Annotated in this window: 16 protein-coding genes and 1 tRNA gene; 8 read left to right on the top strand and 9 right to left on the bottom strand. The window is 40.9% G+C overall.

Translation table 11 applies throughout. From position 1 onward, the window contains the following. Positions 1-33: 33 nt before the first annotated feature. Positions 34-963: a porin gene (locus HG263_RS15845; RefSeq protein WP_171627062.1), complete on the bottom strand. Its 930-nt coding sequence runs from the start codon at positions 961-963 to the stop codon at positions 34-36. Positions 964-1,177: 214 nt separating this feature from the next. After that, on the bottom strand, positions 1,178-2,023 hold the full coding sequence (locus HG263_RS15840; protein WP_171627061.1) for a LysR family transcriptional regulator: 846 nt from the start codon (positions 2,021-2,023) through the stop codon (positions 1,178-1,180). 87 nt (positions 2,024-2,110) lie between these two features. Here HG263_RS15840 and HG263_RS15835 point away from each other — a divergent pair, with 87 nt between their 5' ends. Next, complete coding sequence (locus HG263_RS15835; protein WP_171627060.1) at positions 2,111-2,479, top strand: MaoP family protein; 369 nt, start codon at positions 2,111-2,113, stop codon at positions 2,477-2,479. A 184-nt stretch (positions 2,480-2,663) separates the two neighbouring features. Next, entirely contained in the window at positions 2,664-3,899 is a 1,236-nt protein-coding gene (locus HG263_RS15830) for a diguanylate cyclase domain-containing protein (RefSeq protein WP_171627059.1), read from the top strand. Positions 3,900-3,924: 25 nt separating this feature from the next. On the opposite strand, the gene rarD is transcribed toward HG263_RS15830, so the two are convergent. Continuing rightward, complete coding sequence (gene rarD / locus HG263_RS15825; protein WP_171627058.1) at positions 3,925-4,827, bottom strand: EamA family transporter RarD; 903 nt, start codon at positions 4,825-4,827, stop codon at positions 3,925-3,927. A gap of 356 nt (positions 4,828-5,183) precedes the next feature. Further along, on the bottom strand, positions 5,184-5,639 hold the full coding sequence (locus tag HG263_RS15820) for a thioesterase family protein (RefSeq protein WP_171627057.1): 456 nt from the start codon (positions 5,637-5,639) through the stop codon (positions 5,184-5,186). A 109-nt stretch (positions 5,640-5,748) separates the two neighbouring features. On the opposite strand from HG263_RS15820, the gene recQ reads away from it, so the two are divergent. The 4 genes from recQ to HG263_RS15800 all read left to right on the top strand — a co-directional run bounded on the left by recQ (position 5,749) and on the right by HG263_RS15800 (position 10,279). Further along, positions 5,749-7,566, top strand: a complete 1,818-nt coding sequence (recQ, locus tag HG263_RS15815) for a DNA helicase RecQ (RefSeq protein WP_171627056.1) — start codon at positions 5,749-5,751, stop codon at positions 7,564-7,566. Between the two features lie 17 nt (positions 7,567-7,583). After that, positions 7,584-7,880, top strand: coding sequence for a DUF3630 family protein (locus HG263_RS15810; protein WP_171627055.1), 297 nt, complete (start codon positions 7,584-7,586; stop codon positions 7,878-7,880). A gap of 78 nt (positions 7,881-7,958) precedes the next feature. Then, positions 7,959-9,656 (top strand): BamA/TamA family outer membrane protein, encoded by a 1,698-nt coding sequence (locus HG263_RS15805; protein ID WP_246240001.1) that lies wholly within the window; start codon positions 7,959-7,961, stop codon positions 9,654-9,656. Positions 9,657-9,727: 71 nt separating this feature from the next. Beyond that, entirely contained in the window at positions 9,728-10,279 is a 552-nt protein-coding gene (locus HG263_RS15800; RefSeq protein WP_171627202.1) for a mechanosensitive ion channel family protein, read from the top strand. 249 nt (positions 10,280-10,528) lie between these two features. On the opposite strand, the gene HG263_RS15795 is transcribed toward HG263_RS15800, so the two are convergent. The 3 genes from HG263_RS15795 to HG263_RS15785 are packed head-to-tail and all read right to left on the bottom strand — an operon-like array spanning position 10,529 to position 12,916. Continuing rightward, on the bottom strand, positions 10,529-11,587 hold the full coding sequence (locus HG263_RS15795; RefSeq protein ID WP_171627054.1) for a succinylglutamate desuccinylase/aspartoacylase domain-containing protein: 1,059 nt from the start codon (positions 11,585-11,587) through the stop codon (positions 10,529-10,531). Continuing rightward, a complete protein-coding gene (gene rimK / locus HG263_RS15790) occupies positions 11,574-12,479 on the bottom strand; it encodes a 30S ribosomal protein S6--L-glutamate ligase (RefSeq protein ID WP_171627053.1) in 906 nt (301 codons plus the stop codon). The genes HG263_RS15795 and rimK overlap by 14 nt, the downstream gene beginning before the upstream one ends. Further along, positions 12,476-12,916 (bottom strand): ATP-dependent zinc protease family protein, encoded by a 441-nt coding sequence (locus tag HG263_RS15785; RefSeq protein ID WP_171627052.1) that lies wholly within the window; start codon positions 12,914-12,916, stop codon positions 12,476-12,478. The genes rimK and HG263_RS15785 overlap by 4 nt, the downstream gene beginning before the upstream one ends. Before the next feature lie 142 nt (positions 12,917-13,058). Between HG263_RS15785 and HG263_RS15780 the strand changes: the two genes are divergently transcribed. Next, entirely contained in the window at positions 13,059-14,030 is a 972-nt protein-coding gene (locus HG263_RS15780; protein ID WP_171627201.1) for a zinc transporter ZntB, read from the top strand. 22 nt (positions 14,031-14,052) lie between these two features. On the opposite strand, the gene HG263_RS15775 is transcribed toward HG263_RS15780, so the two are convergent. Next, positions 14,053-14,127: transfer RNA gene (locus HG263_RS15775), tRNA-Arg, on the bottom strand. A gap of 244 nt (positions 14,128-14,371) precedes the next feature. Between HG263_RS15775 and HG263_RS15770 the strand changes: the two genes are divergently transcribed. Beyond that, the gene (locus HG263_RS15770) at positions 14,372-14,554 is read left to right on the top strand and encodes a helix-turn-helix domain-containing protein (RefSeq protein WP_171627051.1); all 183 of its coding nucleotides are present in this window, start codon (positions 14,372-14,374) and stop codon (positions 14,552-14,554) included. On the opposite strand, the gene HG263_RS15765 is transcribed toward HG263_RS15770, so the two are convergent. After that, on the bottom strand, positions 14,533-15,330 hold the full coding sequence (locus HG263_RS15765; protein WP_171627050.1) for a phosphotransferase family protein: 798 nt from the start codon (positions 15,328-15,330) through the stop codon (positions 14,533-14,535). The genes HG263_RS15770 and HG263_RS15765 overlap by 22 nt on opposite strands. Positions 15,331-15,334 lie beyond the last annotated feature (4 nt).

Genomic DNA, 15,334 nt, shown 5'->3' with positions numbered 1-15,334 from the left:
TGTGAGCCTTTTTGCTGGGAGTCTGCTATTTAATTAGAATTTGTATTCAATACCTAAACCTAGGTAATCACGCTCAACTTGGTTATCACCATCAAACGTTGAGTAAAAACCATATAGCTTAGTTACTTTATTCAACTTATGATCGATACCAACCGATACACCGTCTAGCTTGTCACCTTGATCAAAGTCTAGTACTTGATATTGTGCTTTTAACGTGTTGGCACCGAAACTGTATGCCGCGTTTAGCATGTAGCCATCTGCTTCTTCAGAACCATCAACTTTCTCTTGAGTTTGATACATAGCACCCAGTTTAAAGTCAGCCACTTTACCTTGCACCGCAAAACGCACTGCGTCACGGCCATTTACTTCACTATCAACGGCAACAGCTGCGTAAATAGAAGATTTTTTCAAACCACTATCACCATATATTAATGCAGTTGAAAAACCGTTTTCGCCATCTTTCTTATCTTCAGCGATATAAGTGCCTAATACTTTGAAACCGTTAAAACTTGCTGATTTATATGAAATAGAGTTGCCTAAACGGTTTTCACCTTTGAAAAGGTTTTTAATATCACCTTCTAGGTCATTAAATAAGTCAAGCTTGCCTTGCGACTGTTTAAACGCGGTATCATTACGACCAATCACTACTTCACCAAAGCTGCCTTTTACACCAACATATTGGTTACGTGCAGTGATGTTGTCTTTTCCGTTCTTTGAATCAGCGTCAGATAAGTCCACTTGAAACTCTAACTTATAGATAACGTCTAAACCACCTTCCAACTTCTGTGCGCCTTTGAAGCCCAAGCGAGACGCATTGCTTTTGATCTCTGTTGCAGACCCTTCACCGTCATCACTTGATTGCAGTGAAACGTTCGCTTTACCGTACACTGATACATCAGCGTAGGCATTTAATGACAAAGCACTCAAAACAGAGAGCAAAAGTGCAGAATTAGTCAGTTTCATGTGTATTTCCTCAATATCGCAACACGTTAATTTTTGAACATGCGCAGTGTGCCAGCGCTAAATGACAAAAATATTACACCACGCGAAATTAAGTAAAAAAACAGTCTTAAAAATGAAATTTTTTGGAAACAAATAAAAATATCAACCTTACTACAAGGAGTTACAGATATTACCTAAAAAGAAAACATGTCATAAAAAAGATATATAAATGACATTATTTCAGTGATTCGAGTAATTTTGTGATTGTCTCAATCTGTTCCTTTTGTTCATTATCTTTATGGTATGCAATGAATATTTCTCTAGAAACTTGGTCAACACAATCAATATGAAAGAGTTTTTTCTGTTCTATCATATCTTGTGCCAACGCTTGAGGAATAAAAGCACTACCACCACATTGCATAATTAAATCAAGTGCAATTCGGCCTGTACTGGTTCTAAAATAAGGCGGCGTACTACCTGAAAACTGCTTAGCATGCCATAAAGAGAATGCAGTCCCCCAATCAACATAAACATATTGATTATTAAAAAACGCCAACGCATCTTCACACTCAAACGTACTTACGGGAATAATTGCCAAGTCTCTAATTGGTTTGACTACCAGCTCGTCTACTTTAGGGGGGTCGAATAAAACAGCTAAATCCAATGTTCTTTCTAATAGTAGGCGGGTACTTTCTTGTTGTGCTTTAACTTCCGCCACAAGTGAAACCCCCGGCATTGCGGCGACAATATTGTTGATACCAAATTGTAAAAACGCATCCCAAATATTCGGGGTACCAGATAACGACAGCTGTTTATGCATGTTATTGGCAAGAGCAACATCCACTTTCGCGCGCTGCATACCAGTTAAAATCATAGTTGCATGGGGCAATAACCTTTCACCTGGCGCGGTAAGTTGGATATTATTACGTTGGCGAATGAATAAATTGACGCCCAAAGATTGCTCTAGCTGGCGAATTCGAAAGCTCACAGCCGATTGAGTTATATATAAATTTTCTGCTGCGCGACCGAAATGGCGCGTCTTAACTACTTCGACAAAAGTTTTTAATAGATCTATGTCCACTTTTGTTCCTTACGATAAAAAAAACTTGTTTAAAAAAATTCGAATCCTGATCCATACTCCACCCAATATCAATGTGAGGATTGAGTTATGGATCAGAACCTAGCGAATTTACGCAATGCTTTTGTAAGCCCTCGCGCTTTTTATGACGATGCCAATTTTCCAAGAGGCTTTAGCCGCAGCGGACACTTTACGCTCGCCGAAGCTCAGGCTCTTGAACAACACGGTGTACTACTAAAAAGCTTATACAACAAAGACTGCGAACCACAAAATAGTTTTCAACTACAATTTGTTAATGTCATGGAAGGACAGCTCCCGCCAAGCAATGTCATTGAGCGTGCTTGGGCTAAATATTTAAAGCTCACAACCTGCAAAACAAAGTTTCACACATTGTTTGGCCGCTCAAAATCAGTACCAGACTCGTATACTCCAGCATATAGCGCTGACGACGAAGTGTAATCCCATCAGGTGCGCCTGCTCGGCGCACCCCACTTTACGCTATGCGCCTACAACGACTAAACAGACTATTTTTAGCCTTAATTTTATACTAAACTTGGCATACTAACTGATTAACATTTATTGCATTTTAGAGTTGATCAGTTTACAACTTAAATGTGCACAAAAATATAACAAGGCCAGCTTAGTGACCCGTAGAGTACTTATCATAGAAGATACGCCGACCATCGCAAAAGTACAAAAACACATTGCGATATCTTGTGGTTATGAAGCCGATATTGCATCGTCATTGGCGCAAGCACAGGCATTAATGAGTGAGCATCATTATTTTTGCGCAGTTGTTGATTTTATTCTACCCGATGCTCCCCTAGGTGAAGCTATTCCCGTTACGGTAAATGCGGAGATCCCAACCATCGTAATGACTGGTAATATTGATAAACGGACTAGGGAAATAGTCGATAAATATGCCATCATTGATTACATCACTAAAGAAAATAAGCAAGCCTATCACTATTTAAAAAAGCAACTTACCCGCTTACCTCGCAATGAGATGGTAAAAGTTTTGGTGGTCGAAGATTCTCGTCATGCAAGGTTATATATTTGTAGCTTACTTTATCGGCATAAGTATCAAGTGCTAGAGGCTAAAGACGGTGTAGAAGCACTCGAAGTATTACAGCAACACCCTGATATCTCGGTCATTATCGCCGATAATGAAATGCCAAGAATGAAAGGCGACGAGTTATGTGCAGAAATTCGTCGCTTGTACAGCAATGAAGATAAAGTCATTATAGGTGTATCTGGTTCAGACTCTCCGCACTTATCAGCACGCTTTCTAAAAAGCGGAGCGAATGATTACTTACGAAAACCATTTAATCCAGAAGAGTTTTATTGTCGACTGAGTTTAAACGTCGATATGCTAGACCAAATCGCCACCATAAGATTACAAGCAAATACCGACTATTTAACCAAGCTTCCCAATCGTAGATATTTTTTCGAACACGCCAAAAAATACCAAAGAATACGCACTGTCAACAATCAAGCTAGCCAAGTCGCCATGATAGACATCGATCACTTTAAGCATATTAATGATAATTACGGTCATGATGCCGGTGACGATGTACTGGTTGCGCTGGCTCAAGCATTTGATAAGTTTTTTCCTGAACAACTATTAGCAAGGCTAGGTGGAGAAGAGTTTGTTGTTTACTTTAATGACAATAGTGAGCAAGAAAACACAAAACAACTAGAGCTATTTCGCAAATATATAGAACTCAATAGCGCTTCATTTACAACGCATAATATACCATTTACTGTCTCTGCTGGATTTGTATCAATGCAAGAACCAAAGATAGACGAGTTATTAAAAGAAGCTGATAACAAACTATATGAAGCAAAAGAGTTAGGTAGAAACAGAGTCATCCTCTAACTCTTTTGCCAAAGCCATCACGCTGTTAATTTTGTTGTTTTCGAACCTTTCTAGAGAATTGGTAGGAATCCCAACTAAATAATGCTAACGCACTCCAAATAAAAGCAAATGTGACCACACGTTGCGAGCTAAATTCTTCGCCATAGAAAACAACGGCTAAAACAAACATAAGACTTGGTCCGATATACTGGAAAAACCCTAAAGTAGAATATGGGATCCGTTTAGCCGCAGCAGTAAAACACAATAGTGGCAATGTGGTCACAACCCCTGCACTGATCAGCAGAGTATTGATTAGCACGCTATTTTCGCTAAAGTCTGATGTCGCTGTTGGCGCAGAAAAATACCAATACGCGAGGGCTAATGGCAATAGAATGACAGCTTCAAGCAGCAGCCCCGGCAAGGACTCTACTGGTACCTTTTTTCGAATTAAACCATACACCGAAAAAGAGCTTGCCAAAGCAAATGCGATAACAGGAAAAGAGCCAAAACTCACCACTTGAATTACCACACCCACAACGGCAAAGCCAACCGCAACAAGTTGCCACTTTCTTAACCGCTCAGCTAAAAAAATCATCCCCAGTAGAACATTCAGCAGCGGGTTTATGTAATATCCCAAACTAGTATCAAGCATGTGCTCATTATTGACAGCCCAAATGAACAATCCCCAATTAAAACCTAGTAAGCAAGCGCTAATGCATAGCATTAACAGTAGTTTTGGCTTTTTTATAATATGCTGTACTTTATGCCACTGCTTTAAAAGTCCAACAATGACGGCAATAAATACAACCGACCAAATGACTCGATGCACGAGGATCTCCATGGCATCAATAAAGTCTATTTGCTTAAAGTAAATAGGCGCTAAGCCCCACATCAAAAAAGCCAACGAAGCAAAAAGATAGCCTTTTTGTTCTGCGTTTTCTTGGCCCATACCACCCCCTTCAATTTAGAGGCAGCATTATACCTGCTTTCTTTACAGTTATTCGTCAAATTGACGTAATCGGTTTGTTAAATTAATGACGTAAACTAAGTAACCTGAGCTTCGGATAACTAATATCTCTCTAGCAGCTAGTTTTAACGCTAACTGTGTTGAATCCACTTCTAATAGCCCGCTATTAATACGTAAGTTCGCTTTTTTATCCCTAAAACTTACAGGCTAGATGAGAATAAAAGTTAATCATTTTATTTAAAAACAATGAATTAACCTATTTCTTATCCAAATCTCTGGTTAAATACCTTAATCACCAGTATTTTCTTATTATGATTGAATATACTGAAAACTGACATTTACCCGACCAAGTATGTCCCAGTTCCGAACGCGATTTGCACGCCCTCCTGGTTGTGCAACTCCATTCGGCATACGCATACTTTATTACCTGAGCGTATTAGAGTTGCACTAGCAATGAAGTATTCACCTCTTCCTGGGCGTAAAAAGTCTGTACGAATATCGATGGTTCCCAAAGTAGCTAATTTGGCAGGTACACTGTTGAGCGCTTCATCAGGTAGTTTATGAATAATTGAAGCTGCGGCGAGCATGCCGCCTACATTGTCAAGCACCGCAGAAATAACACCACCATGAAGAATTTTTTGTGTGGGATTACCAATAAATTCATCTTGCCATGGTAATTCTATACGCGCACTTTCAGCATTTAATTCTTTGATAGAAATGCCTAGAAAGCGATTAAATGGCATTTTCTCTACAAAAATATTGCCCACTTGACTGATTAACAATGCTCTATCCATACTAACCCCTAAAACTCATCTGACCAGTAAAACTTATGCTTAACTTGGGTATTTTGCAAGCACTAAAAGTTACAGACAATCGAATGAAAAACCTCTAGAATGCTCGGCGATGGAAAACCAAGTGCTGCAAACTGATCAAACTCATACTTACACTGTGCTCAAAGACATTTTTGGCTACAGTGAGTTTCGTGATGGCCAAAATGCGGTGATTAATGCCGTGTTGGGGTCACAAGACGCCTTAGTGTTGCTACCTACCGGTGGTGGGAAATCGCTTTGTTATCAAATCCCAGCACTGACTTTCCCCGGGTTAACCGTGGTTATATCTCCGCTAATTTCGTTGATGCAAGATCAAGTAGCACAATTGCAAGCGTTAGAAATAAAAGCTGAATTTGTTAATAACAGTCTCACTTATGAACAGCAACACAATATCTATCAGCGCCTACATGCCAACGATATAAAGCTACTGTATGTTGCACCAGAGAAAGTGCTTCAGTATGAGTTTAAAGAACGCTTAAAACAGTTAAACATCAGTTTGTTCGCCATCGACGAAGCGCACTGTGTATCGCATTGGGGGCATGATTTTAGACCCCACTACTGCCGCTTAAGCGAACTCAAACAACATTTTCCAACGGTGCCAATGATGGCACTCACTGCAACAGCTGATACCGCTACGCGCAGAGATATTGTGCAACAGTTGGGCCTTAATCAACCCTATATCCACACTGGCAGCTTCGATAGACCCAACATTCGCTACACCATTGAAGAAAAATTTAAGCCTTTATCACAATTAATGCGTTATTTAAGAACGCAAAAAGGCCAAAGTGGCATCATTTACTGTACCAGCAGAAAACGCGTAGACGACATCGCGCAAAAATTAGCTGACGCAGGGTTCAATGCCGCTGCCTACCATGCAGGAATGAGCAACGAACAACGCCAATTTGTACAAACCGCGTTTGCCAGAGACGATATCCATATCGTGGTGGCAACGGTCGCATTTGGTATGGGTATCAACAAATCTAACGTTCGTTTTGTGCTGCACTACGATATTCCCAAAAGTATTGAAGCGTATTATCAAGAGACCGGACGTGCTGGTCGAGATGGGCTTGCAGCGGAAGCCATTATGTATTTCGATCCTGCTGATATTGGTCGCGTAAAGCGTTTTTTTGAAGATATTGAAGATGAGCACAGACGCCGAGTCGAAGAGCAACGTTTTAATGCCATGGCCAGTTTTGCAGAAGCCCAAACATGTCGCCGACAAATCTTACTCAACTATTTTAGTGAGTATCAACGAGAGCCATGTGGCAACTGTGATATTTGCCTCAATCCACCGAAACGTTTTGATGGTACACTTGTGGCACAACAAGCCTTATCATGCGTATATCGTGCAGAGCAAAGATTTGGCTTAGGGTATATCGTCGATGTATTGCGCGGCGCAAATACCAGTCGCATTAGAGATAATCAGCATCACACCCTTAGCACCTATGGCATTGGTAAAGAGCACAGCAATGAATATTGGCTCAGTGTACTCAGACAGCTAATCCATCATGGCTTGCTCACCCAAGACATTACTCAAGGAGCCAGCTTACGTTTAACCGAAGCGGCACGCGCTGTGTTAAAAGGCGAGTATGCTTTGCAACTTGCAGAGCCAAGACTGCAAGCCAAACACGTTTATCAAGATAAACTAGCCCAGTTTAACTATGATAAAAAGCTGTTTGCGAAACTGCGCAGCTTGCGAAAAGAGCTAGCTGATGAAGATGATGTCCCACCTTATGTGGTATTCAATGATAAAACGTTGGCTGAAATGGCACAGCTGATGCCAACTAACGACAGCGAATTTTTGAAAATTTCCGGTGTAGGATTTACCAAACTCAGCAAATATGGCGCACCTTTTATGCAGTTGATACGTAACTACCTAGCTGCCAGCTAATTACTAAGAGATATGTCATGAGCAACATCGAACTTGATCTTGAGCACCAAGTACTCATTATTACCCCAAAGTACCTACCTGAAGCTGACGAATTTGAGCTCTGGGGGAAGATATTTTTGCACTACCCAGAGGAAGTAAAAATATTAGAGTATGCTCAAGGTGCTGACCGCCATCAACTGCGCTTTTGCTACGCTGAACACAACTTTAACCTAAACTTTGAGCACTACAGCGAAAGTATCTGGGTTTCCCCAGAAGGTTATGATGCCGAAGCCCAATTAGGCAATTTACAGCAATTATTCCTATCAAATTCTTAATAATGAAATAGACTTAAAGATAACAGGTTAACTATAGTAACAAATTAATATGACTAGATAATTCTTCAGGAGCTGTGAATGAAGGCACTAAAATGCAATCCAATTCTCATCATTTTCAGCTTCTTCATGAGCATGTCAGTGCTGTCTAGTGAATTTAAAGACCTAACCGAGAGCTGCGCAAATCAAAGACCTTTTGAGGCGCTTAACAGCGACCTAAATAGGCAATTAGATAAAGCGATAATACTTCCTGAAGACGGCGACCGAAAAAAAATAAAAACCATCAGCTTTCATCAACTCAACGTATTCGACACCAGCATCCCAGAAGAAAACAACGCATTATTTCGTTTTGCTAACCGTGCTCATATTACAACTAAGCCCGAGGTACTACGCAGTATATTACTGTTTCAAGAAGGGGATGATTATTCACAAAAAAAGCTAGTCGAATCGGAACGCTTGCTACGTAGCCAAAACTTTCTATATGATGCCAGAGTATTTGCCGAAGAGGATTGCGATGGCAATATAGAAGTGAGCGTTGTAACACGCGACCTTTGGACGCTACTGCCCGAACTTAGTTTCAGTCGTAGCGGTGGCGAAAACTCATCCAGAATCGGTTTTAGAGAAAGTAATTTGTTTGGCTGGGGGAAACGGTTATCGCTTGCCCATACCAGCGATAAAGACCGCTCTGGATACTTATTTATCTATGACGACCCTCATATTTTATCAACCCGTTATCGAGGCCGTATTGAGTACGCGGACAACAGTGATGGAAAACGCCATTACTTCGGTATTCAATATCCTTTTTTCTCGACCGATACTCCTTACAGTTATGGGATATCAGATTTTCATAATCAACGTACTGAATCTTTATACCAAGCAGGTGAAGTCGTCTCTGAGTATGACCATACGAGTAAAGTCTCTGATATCTATTTTGGCGCAGCCACTTCGCTACACAATAGCTGGACACAGCGTTTGAGCCTTGGTTTTCGTAATCATGAAGACTCCTTTACCGCGACAACGGCGACTCAATTACCGCTTGCTGAGGACCGAAGGCTTTCTTACCCCTATCTACAAGCACATTGGTTTGAAGACAATTTTATTAAAGTGCGAAATTTTGACTCAATATATCGTACAGAAGACCTCAATTTAGGATGGAACATCAAAGCCTTGATTGGCTATTCCGACAAGCAATTGAGCAACGATGAGAGTCACTTTATCTACCAACTCTCGTTAGAAAAAGCACATTACACCTCAGATAGAAGCTTGTGGCGAACCGAATTAGCGCTCAATGGTCAATGGAACAGTGAGCAAAATACTGCCCGTAATATGATTTCGCAAGCGACTTTTGAATATTACTTAAACACCAGCGTATACCAATCTTGGTATACGAAAGTACAGCTGCGGTTTGCCAAAAACCTAACGGAGGATGTGCAATTAACGCTGGGGGGAGAAACAGGTTTACGAGGTTTTCCTATTAAGTATCAACACGGTAGTAAGAGTGTCTTAGTCAACTTAGAGAAACGCTACTATTGGGAGTATGATTTGCTGCAGTTATTTAAAGTCGGTGGCGCGGTCTTTTTTGACATTGGCCGAGTTAGGGGGAACAGTTTAGTTAATAGCGACCCAAATTATCTTAAAAACATAGGTATGGGTCTACGTCTTGCTCCAAGTCGTGCTAACGCAGGCTTAGTGCTGCATTTAGATGTAGCCGCACCAATAAACGCGCCAGGAAATATAGACGGTGTACAGTGGCTATTTACCGTTAAGAATCGCTTTTAACCAATCCTCCCTAGCGATATGATATAGCTATAATATTTCAACTCAGAGAACACACAATTTTGTCTTATCTTATGACCTTTTTGGGCGAGCAATACCGTTTAATCGTCACTATTTTTGTATTATTGCTCTTTCCAGTTATTTTAAAGTTCAGTCGGCGTCTTTTGGAAAAAATAACGCAAGGCAAAATCGATCCTCATCGTCAACTTAGGGCTGAGTTACTGCTCAAAATGATAACCGCTATGGTGCTGGTGTGTTTGCTACTCGTATTTTGGGGTATTGAGTTAAGAGGCTTATTGGTACTGGGCTCTTCTCTTTTTGCTATGCTTGGCGTGGCGTTATTTGCCGGTTGGTCTTTACTGAGTAATCTCACTTCTTTCTTATTAATGTTTATACAAAACTACTGCCGTGTTGGTAACTGGGTAAGAATCGTTGATGGTGCTAACCATGTTGAAGGTTGTATTATTGAGATGGGGCTGATGAATGTGGTGCTAAAAAACCTTGACGGCCATCGTGTTATTTATCCAAATAACCTATTTGTTACGCGACCTGTTTTAGTGCTTAATCAAGAGCCAAGTAAACCTAAATCACCGGCCGCTAAACGCGTTTTAGGTCCCAAAAAATAACATCCTAATTATTATAGTCTGTATTGCGAGCTTTCAATTCAACTTCAGAAAAGCCGCTATACAAACTAATCATTTACAAGCATATACTTTTTATGAATTAGGTTAGGACATGTTGATCGTTACTATGTATTTTTTCAGCAGTCATTCCGGTATTTTGCCAAGGTAGAACCTGCATTGCATCGTTATTGTTATAAGTCAGGTGATAACGAAAAAAGCCTCAACAGTGCAGCCTGAAAGGTTCAACACCCCCTAGTTATTGAGTATCACGTTGCCATTGGTTTCGTTACCGTCACTTAGCTCATCAATAAATGACTCCACCTGTTGTTCTACTAAGCTATTTGCATGCGCAAAGTAAGCAAGATGGAACACCGCATCACCTTCATTTACTAATGGCATCGTTTGCTGGCCAATGACTATACCACTACGTGGAGCTAACAAGGCAAGCTCGTTATTGCCTAACGGGTTATCTATGTACGCCAATACTTGCCCCTTTATAACCCTCTCTCCGAGGTTTACCTGAGCGCGCACAATACCGTCGACTTCTGCCCTTACCCAGCTAGTTGATGCTGCAATCACTGCATCAGGGCTTTTTTTACGGCGGCGTCCTTTGAGCATTCTTAGCTTTCTCAGTACATTTTCAACGCCCTGCAAGCCACCAGCAATCGCAACAGGGTCAAACCGTAAGGCTTCTCCAGCTTCATAAGTAATAACAGGGATATTACGACTACTCGCTTCACTTCTAAGCGAGCCATTACGTAAGGTAGCATCAATGACCACTGGCGTGCCAAAGGCATGCGCAATCTCTGCAGTTGCAGGGCACGACAAATCAGCGCGTACTTGTGGCAAGTTGGAACGATGAATTGCCCCCGTATGTAAATCAATAATATGCGTACATAAACTTGCTACTTGAGAAAAAAACATATGCGCCATCCGAGCACCAAGCGAGCCACGCTCAGAACCTGGGAAACAACGGTTGAGATCTCGTCTATCGGGCAAGTAACGCGACTTTTGTACAAAACCAAATACATTCACTACAGGTACCGCAATGAGTGTGCCTTTTAAATCTTGCACATCCACTTTTGCAAGTAATTGTCGAACCACCTCAACACCATTGAGTTCATCCCCATGAATGGCTGCACAGACTAATACAACCGGTCCAGCTTCCAAGCCATTCACGACTTCTATCGGGATGGTCAGTGGCGTGTGGGTATATAATTTAGCTATCTCAAGCGACAGCGTTTTTCTCTCACCCACACCGATAGATGTTTCCAATAAAGTGAAAGGTCTATTAATTTTAGCCTTTGCCACGCGTTGCAGTCCTCTTAGATGCGGCATTTTTTTCAATAAACTCAATAATCATGCCAGCAATGTCTTTGCCTGTTGCTTTTTCAATACCCTCTAAACCAGGAGACGAGTTAACTTCCATCACCAATGGCCCACGGCTTGAACGAAGTAAGTCCACGCCCGCCACATTCAAGCCCATGGCTTTTGCGGCAGCTACAGCAGTTTTACGCTCTTCAGGCGTAATACGTACTAAACTGGCACTGCCTCCTCGGTGCAAGTTAGAGCGAAATTCACCTTCTTGTGCTTGACGTTTCATCGCGGCAATTACTTTATCACCAATAACAAAGCAACGAATATCCGCACCACCCGCTTCTTTGATATATTCTTGCACCATGATATTCGCTTTGAGGCCCATAAATGCTTCAATTACGCTTTCGGCTGCTTTGCGGGTTTCAGCTAGTACCACGCCAATTCCCTGAGTGCCCTCTAGCAATTTAATCACAACAGGTGTACCACCAACCATTTCTAGTAAGTCTTTAACATCGTCAGGTTTACTGGCAAATCCAGTAATAGGCATACCAACGCCTTTGCGCGATAATAACTGTAGCGACCTTAATTTATCTCTTGAGCGTGTAATTGCCACAGATTCATTCAATGGGTACACCCCCATCATTTCAAATTGACGAAGCACAGAACAACCGTAAAAAGTCACCGACGAACCAATTCGAGGGATAACCGCATCCACCTCAGTGATTTTGTCACCTTTAAAATGAATTTCAGGCTCTTCAGAGTTAATATTCATATAACAACGCAGCGCATCTAGTACCAAAATATCATGACCACGATGCTTAGCTGCTTCTATTAGGCGGCGTGTTGAATAAAGTTGTTTGTTACGTGATAAAATCGCAATCTTCATTGTAATTCCGTTTCTTTAGTTAAATACGAAGCGCTTGGGTCAACAACAATACGTCCGGCCATCGCCGTTCGTCCTAATAACATTCTAAATTTCATGTTGTCGCGGTTCGTGAGTGTTAATTCAATTGGCCAGTTCTGTCCTGCAATAACTAAGTTACTCTCTATAACATAGCGCATTTCTTTATGACCTCCAGAGTCCGTAACTTGCCTTTCATCTTTTATTGGAGCTTCACAATACACTTCTAGATCAGTGCGCTCTTGCTCTGGATGCATCCAAAACCTCACCCACGCTTGGCCTTGCTTGTCAAACTGCTCAACGCGAAATGCATGCAAACAAGAAGTGCGTGCGCCGGTATCAATCTTTGCTTTTATTCGAGCTATTCCAAGTTCAGGTAAAGATAACCATTCACGCCAACCAACATTTATCATGTCAGACATACTCGCTCCTTAAAAAACTGTCTTATACAGCAATTTTCAGCATATAACAGCAAATAATATTTATCCAAACAATTAGCAAATTACATTGAAGTATCAATAGTTTTGTACAAACATGATAACTAGATAAGAAAAGGAAAGTATGATGAATTCAGGTTTAGTCCATGCATTACAATTAGATGGTTCAGGTGGCGCAATTCCCCTCAATGAACTCTCAGATATCACCCAGTTGCAGTCACAAAAAACCCCTGTTTGGCTGCATTTTGATTATAGTTCAAACGAAACGATTGAATGGTTAAAAAGCCAATCATTTTTACAAGAATGGGAATGGCAAGCCATGACAACTGGTGAAACTCGGCCTCGTGTCACACAAGCTGAGAATGGCCTATTGCTATTTTTAAGAGGGGTTAATTTGAACCCACAGCAAAGTCCAGAAGATATGGTCTCTATTCGCTGCTTTGTAAACGAACATACACTAATCACCTGTAGAAAACGTCAACTTATGTCTGCACAAGATATACATAACGCTCTAAAAATTGGCAAAGGCCCTAAGAATATAGCTGAGCTTTTGAGTGCTTTGGTTCAAAGGCTTACTGCCAGAATGCAAGATGTTATCTATCAAATCGATGAACAACTGGATATATTCGAAGACATTCTAGATAACCACGAAGGCCAAATAGACGCAACGGTTTTATCAACCACTCGCAGACAAACTATCGCTTTAAAACGTTATTTAAAACCACAAAAAGTGGCTATTAGTGAACTACTAGAATGCCAACTCCCGTGGTTGGATGATGTAACAGCACACAAAATAAACGAAGCGGATAATGCTTTAAGCCGTTACGTGGAAGAGCTAGAGTCAGCCATTGAACGAGCGCAAGTTATCCAACATAGCTTATCCAATCAGCTCAGTGAACAACTAAACCAGCGCATGTATGTTATGTCGGTCGTTGCCGCACTCTTCTTACCGTTAGGGTTTTTAACTGGTTTATTGGGTGTCAATATCGGCGGCATACCAGGAACAGAATCGCCTTATGCATTTGCACTATTTGTGATTGCGCTGTGTTTATTGACGGGTGTAATTGGCTATTACTTTAGGGTAAAAAATTGGCTTTAAAACATGTTTAACACAAATACACTGGCGCTCTCGGCAGGGATCGAACCTGCAACTTAGCTTCCGGAGAGCTACGTGATATCCATTTCACCACGAGAGCGCATCAGTCGCGACAATGATAATGGCATAGCCAAATAAATACTAGTATTTGTGTGCTATATGATTAATAAACAATCTAAAATTTAAAAAAACACTATACAAGACACAAAAAACACGATATTTAACTATGCTTATAGATACAGATGTTTAGATTGGGCTCTGTAATCAATAATGGCAACGCAACTGTCGCACCATTTATACAACAAAGCGTCATTGCAATTTTATACATCAAGAGGATTTTATTTATGACCCCTATGACCACTGAGCAAGTTGCTGAATTTTTGGGCGTTAAAGTTGAACGTGTAAAACGACTTGCAAGAGAAAACCTACTCGTGGCAAAAGACCAAGACCCTCAAGGGCACCCTATATTCGATAAGTCAGATGTTGAAAAATATAAAGAGCTAGCTCAACGACTAGGTGGGATCTGAGCCACACATTGATCTAATTGACGCAGCAAGGGATTTGCCAGCTCAACATAACCTCTTTGTTCATACCATTGAATACTTAAAAGTAAATATCCGCACCGATACGCGGTGAGCTTAATGTCGGCATTTTTAGGTGGCTGTTGTTGTTGCAAGTCGTAGTAAAGCGCTAGCATGTTACGACTTTGAGTAGTCGTTAGGTCAAAACTACAACACAAAGCAGCCAAATCAAAAAAAATGTCATTATAAGCACAGTATTCAAAATCGATTATTTTTATCCTGTGCTTACTTGTAATTAGGTTTTCTAGAACAAGGTCATTATGGCAAAAGGCAAGGTTTTTTGGTTGTTTTTCAAGCGTCGTAATACTCCATGCCAATGCCTTCTTTACATCACCAACTAAGCTTTTCTCCAAGCATTTAAGCTGTGGAATAATGTCTAAGTAATTAGATTCAAATGAAGGCACAAATTGATGCACTGTTAATACGCCTTGCAGTAAGTCTTTCGTCAATTTTGTTGGGGAGTCAACACCAGGCAAAAACTCGAAGACTGCGATGCGCATTGCTTCACTCCAAGTGTGCACATTCGCTGTCACTTCATAATTGTGGGCTAATTGGCGCTGAGACTTTAAAGCTGCGATGGGAAAGTTGTCTCTATAACGTTTCAAAAGTAGAGGACCTATAGATGACTCGATTAAAAAGTTATCATTACTTAGGCCTTTCCCCAAAGGGCCTAGTTTAAAGACGGTCACATTTGGCATTAATGCACTAAAATACTCGTGCATAGCT

The organism is Pseudoalteromonas caenipelagi (assembly GCF_013140855.1).
Lineage (GTDB): Bacteria > Pseudomonadota > Gammaproteobacteria > Enterobacterales > Alteromonadaceae > Pseudoalteromonas > Pseudoalteromonas caenipelagi.
Note: the sequence above shows the minus strand (reverse complement) of the source record. Positions and strands in the feature narration are given on the sequence as shown.

Coding starts and splice junctions, on each gene's coding strand:
- recQ (WP_171627056.1), top strand. CDS start 5,749: ATGGAAAACCAAGTGCTGCAAACTGATCAAACTCATACTTACACTGTG.
- HG263_RS15800 (WP_171627202.1), top strand. CDS start 9,728: ATGACCTTTTTGGGCGAGCAATACCGTTTAATCGTCACTATTTTTGTA.
- HG263_RS15820 (WP_171627057.1), bottom strand. CDS start 5,639: ATGGATAGAGCATTGTTAATCAGTCAAGTGGGCAATATTTTTGTAGAG.
- HG263_RS15780 (WP_171627201.1), top strand. CDS start 13,059: ATGAATTCAGGTTTAGTCCATGCATTACAATTAGATGGTTCAGGTGGC.
- rimK (WP_171627053.1), bottom strand. CDS start 12,479: ATGAAGATTGCGATTTTATCACGTAACAAACAACTTTATTCAACACGC.
- HG263_RS15765 (WP_171627050.1), bottom strand. CDS start 15,330: ATGCACGAGTATTTTAGTGCATTAATGCCAAATGTGACCGTCTTTAAA.
- HG263_RS15770 (WP_171627051.1), top strand. CDS start 14,372: ATGACCCCTATGACCACTGAGCAAGTTGCTGAATTTTTGGGCGTTAAA.
- rarD (WP_171627058.1), bottom strand. CDS start 4,827: ATGGGCCAAGAAAACGCAGAACAAAAAGGCTATCTTTTTGCTTCGTTG.
- HG263_RS15805 (WP_246240001.1), top strand. CDS start 7,959: ATGAAGGCACTAAAATGCAATCCAATTCTCATCATTTTCAGCTTCTTC.
- HG263_RS15785 (WP_171627052.1), bottom strand. CDS start 12,916: ATGTCTGACATGATAAATGTTGGTTGGCGTGAATGGTTATCTTTACCT.
- HG263_RS15810 (WP_171627055.1), top strand. CDS start 7,584: ATGAGCAACATCGAACTTGATCTTGAGCACCAAGTACTCATTATTACC.
- HG263_RS15835 (WP_171627060.1), top strand. CDS start 2,111: ATGGATCAGAACCTAGCGAATTTACGCAATGCTTTTGTAAGCCCTCGC.
- HG263_RS15845 (WP_171627062.1), bottom strand. CDS start 963: ATGAAACTGACTAATTCTGCACTTTTGCTCTCTGTTTTGAGTGCTTTG.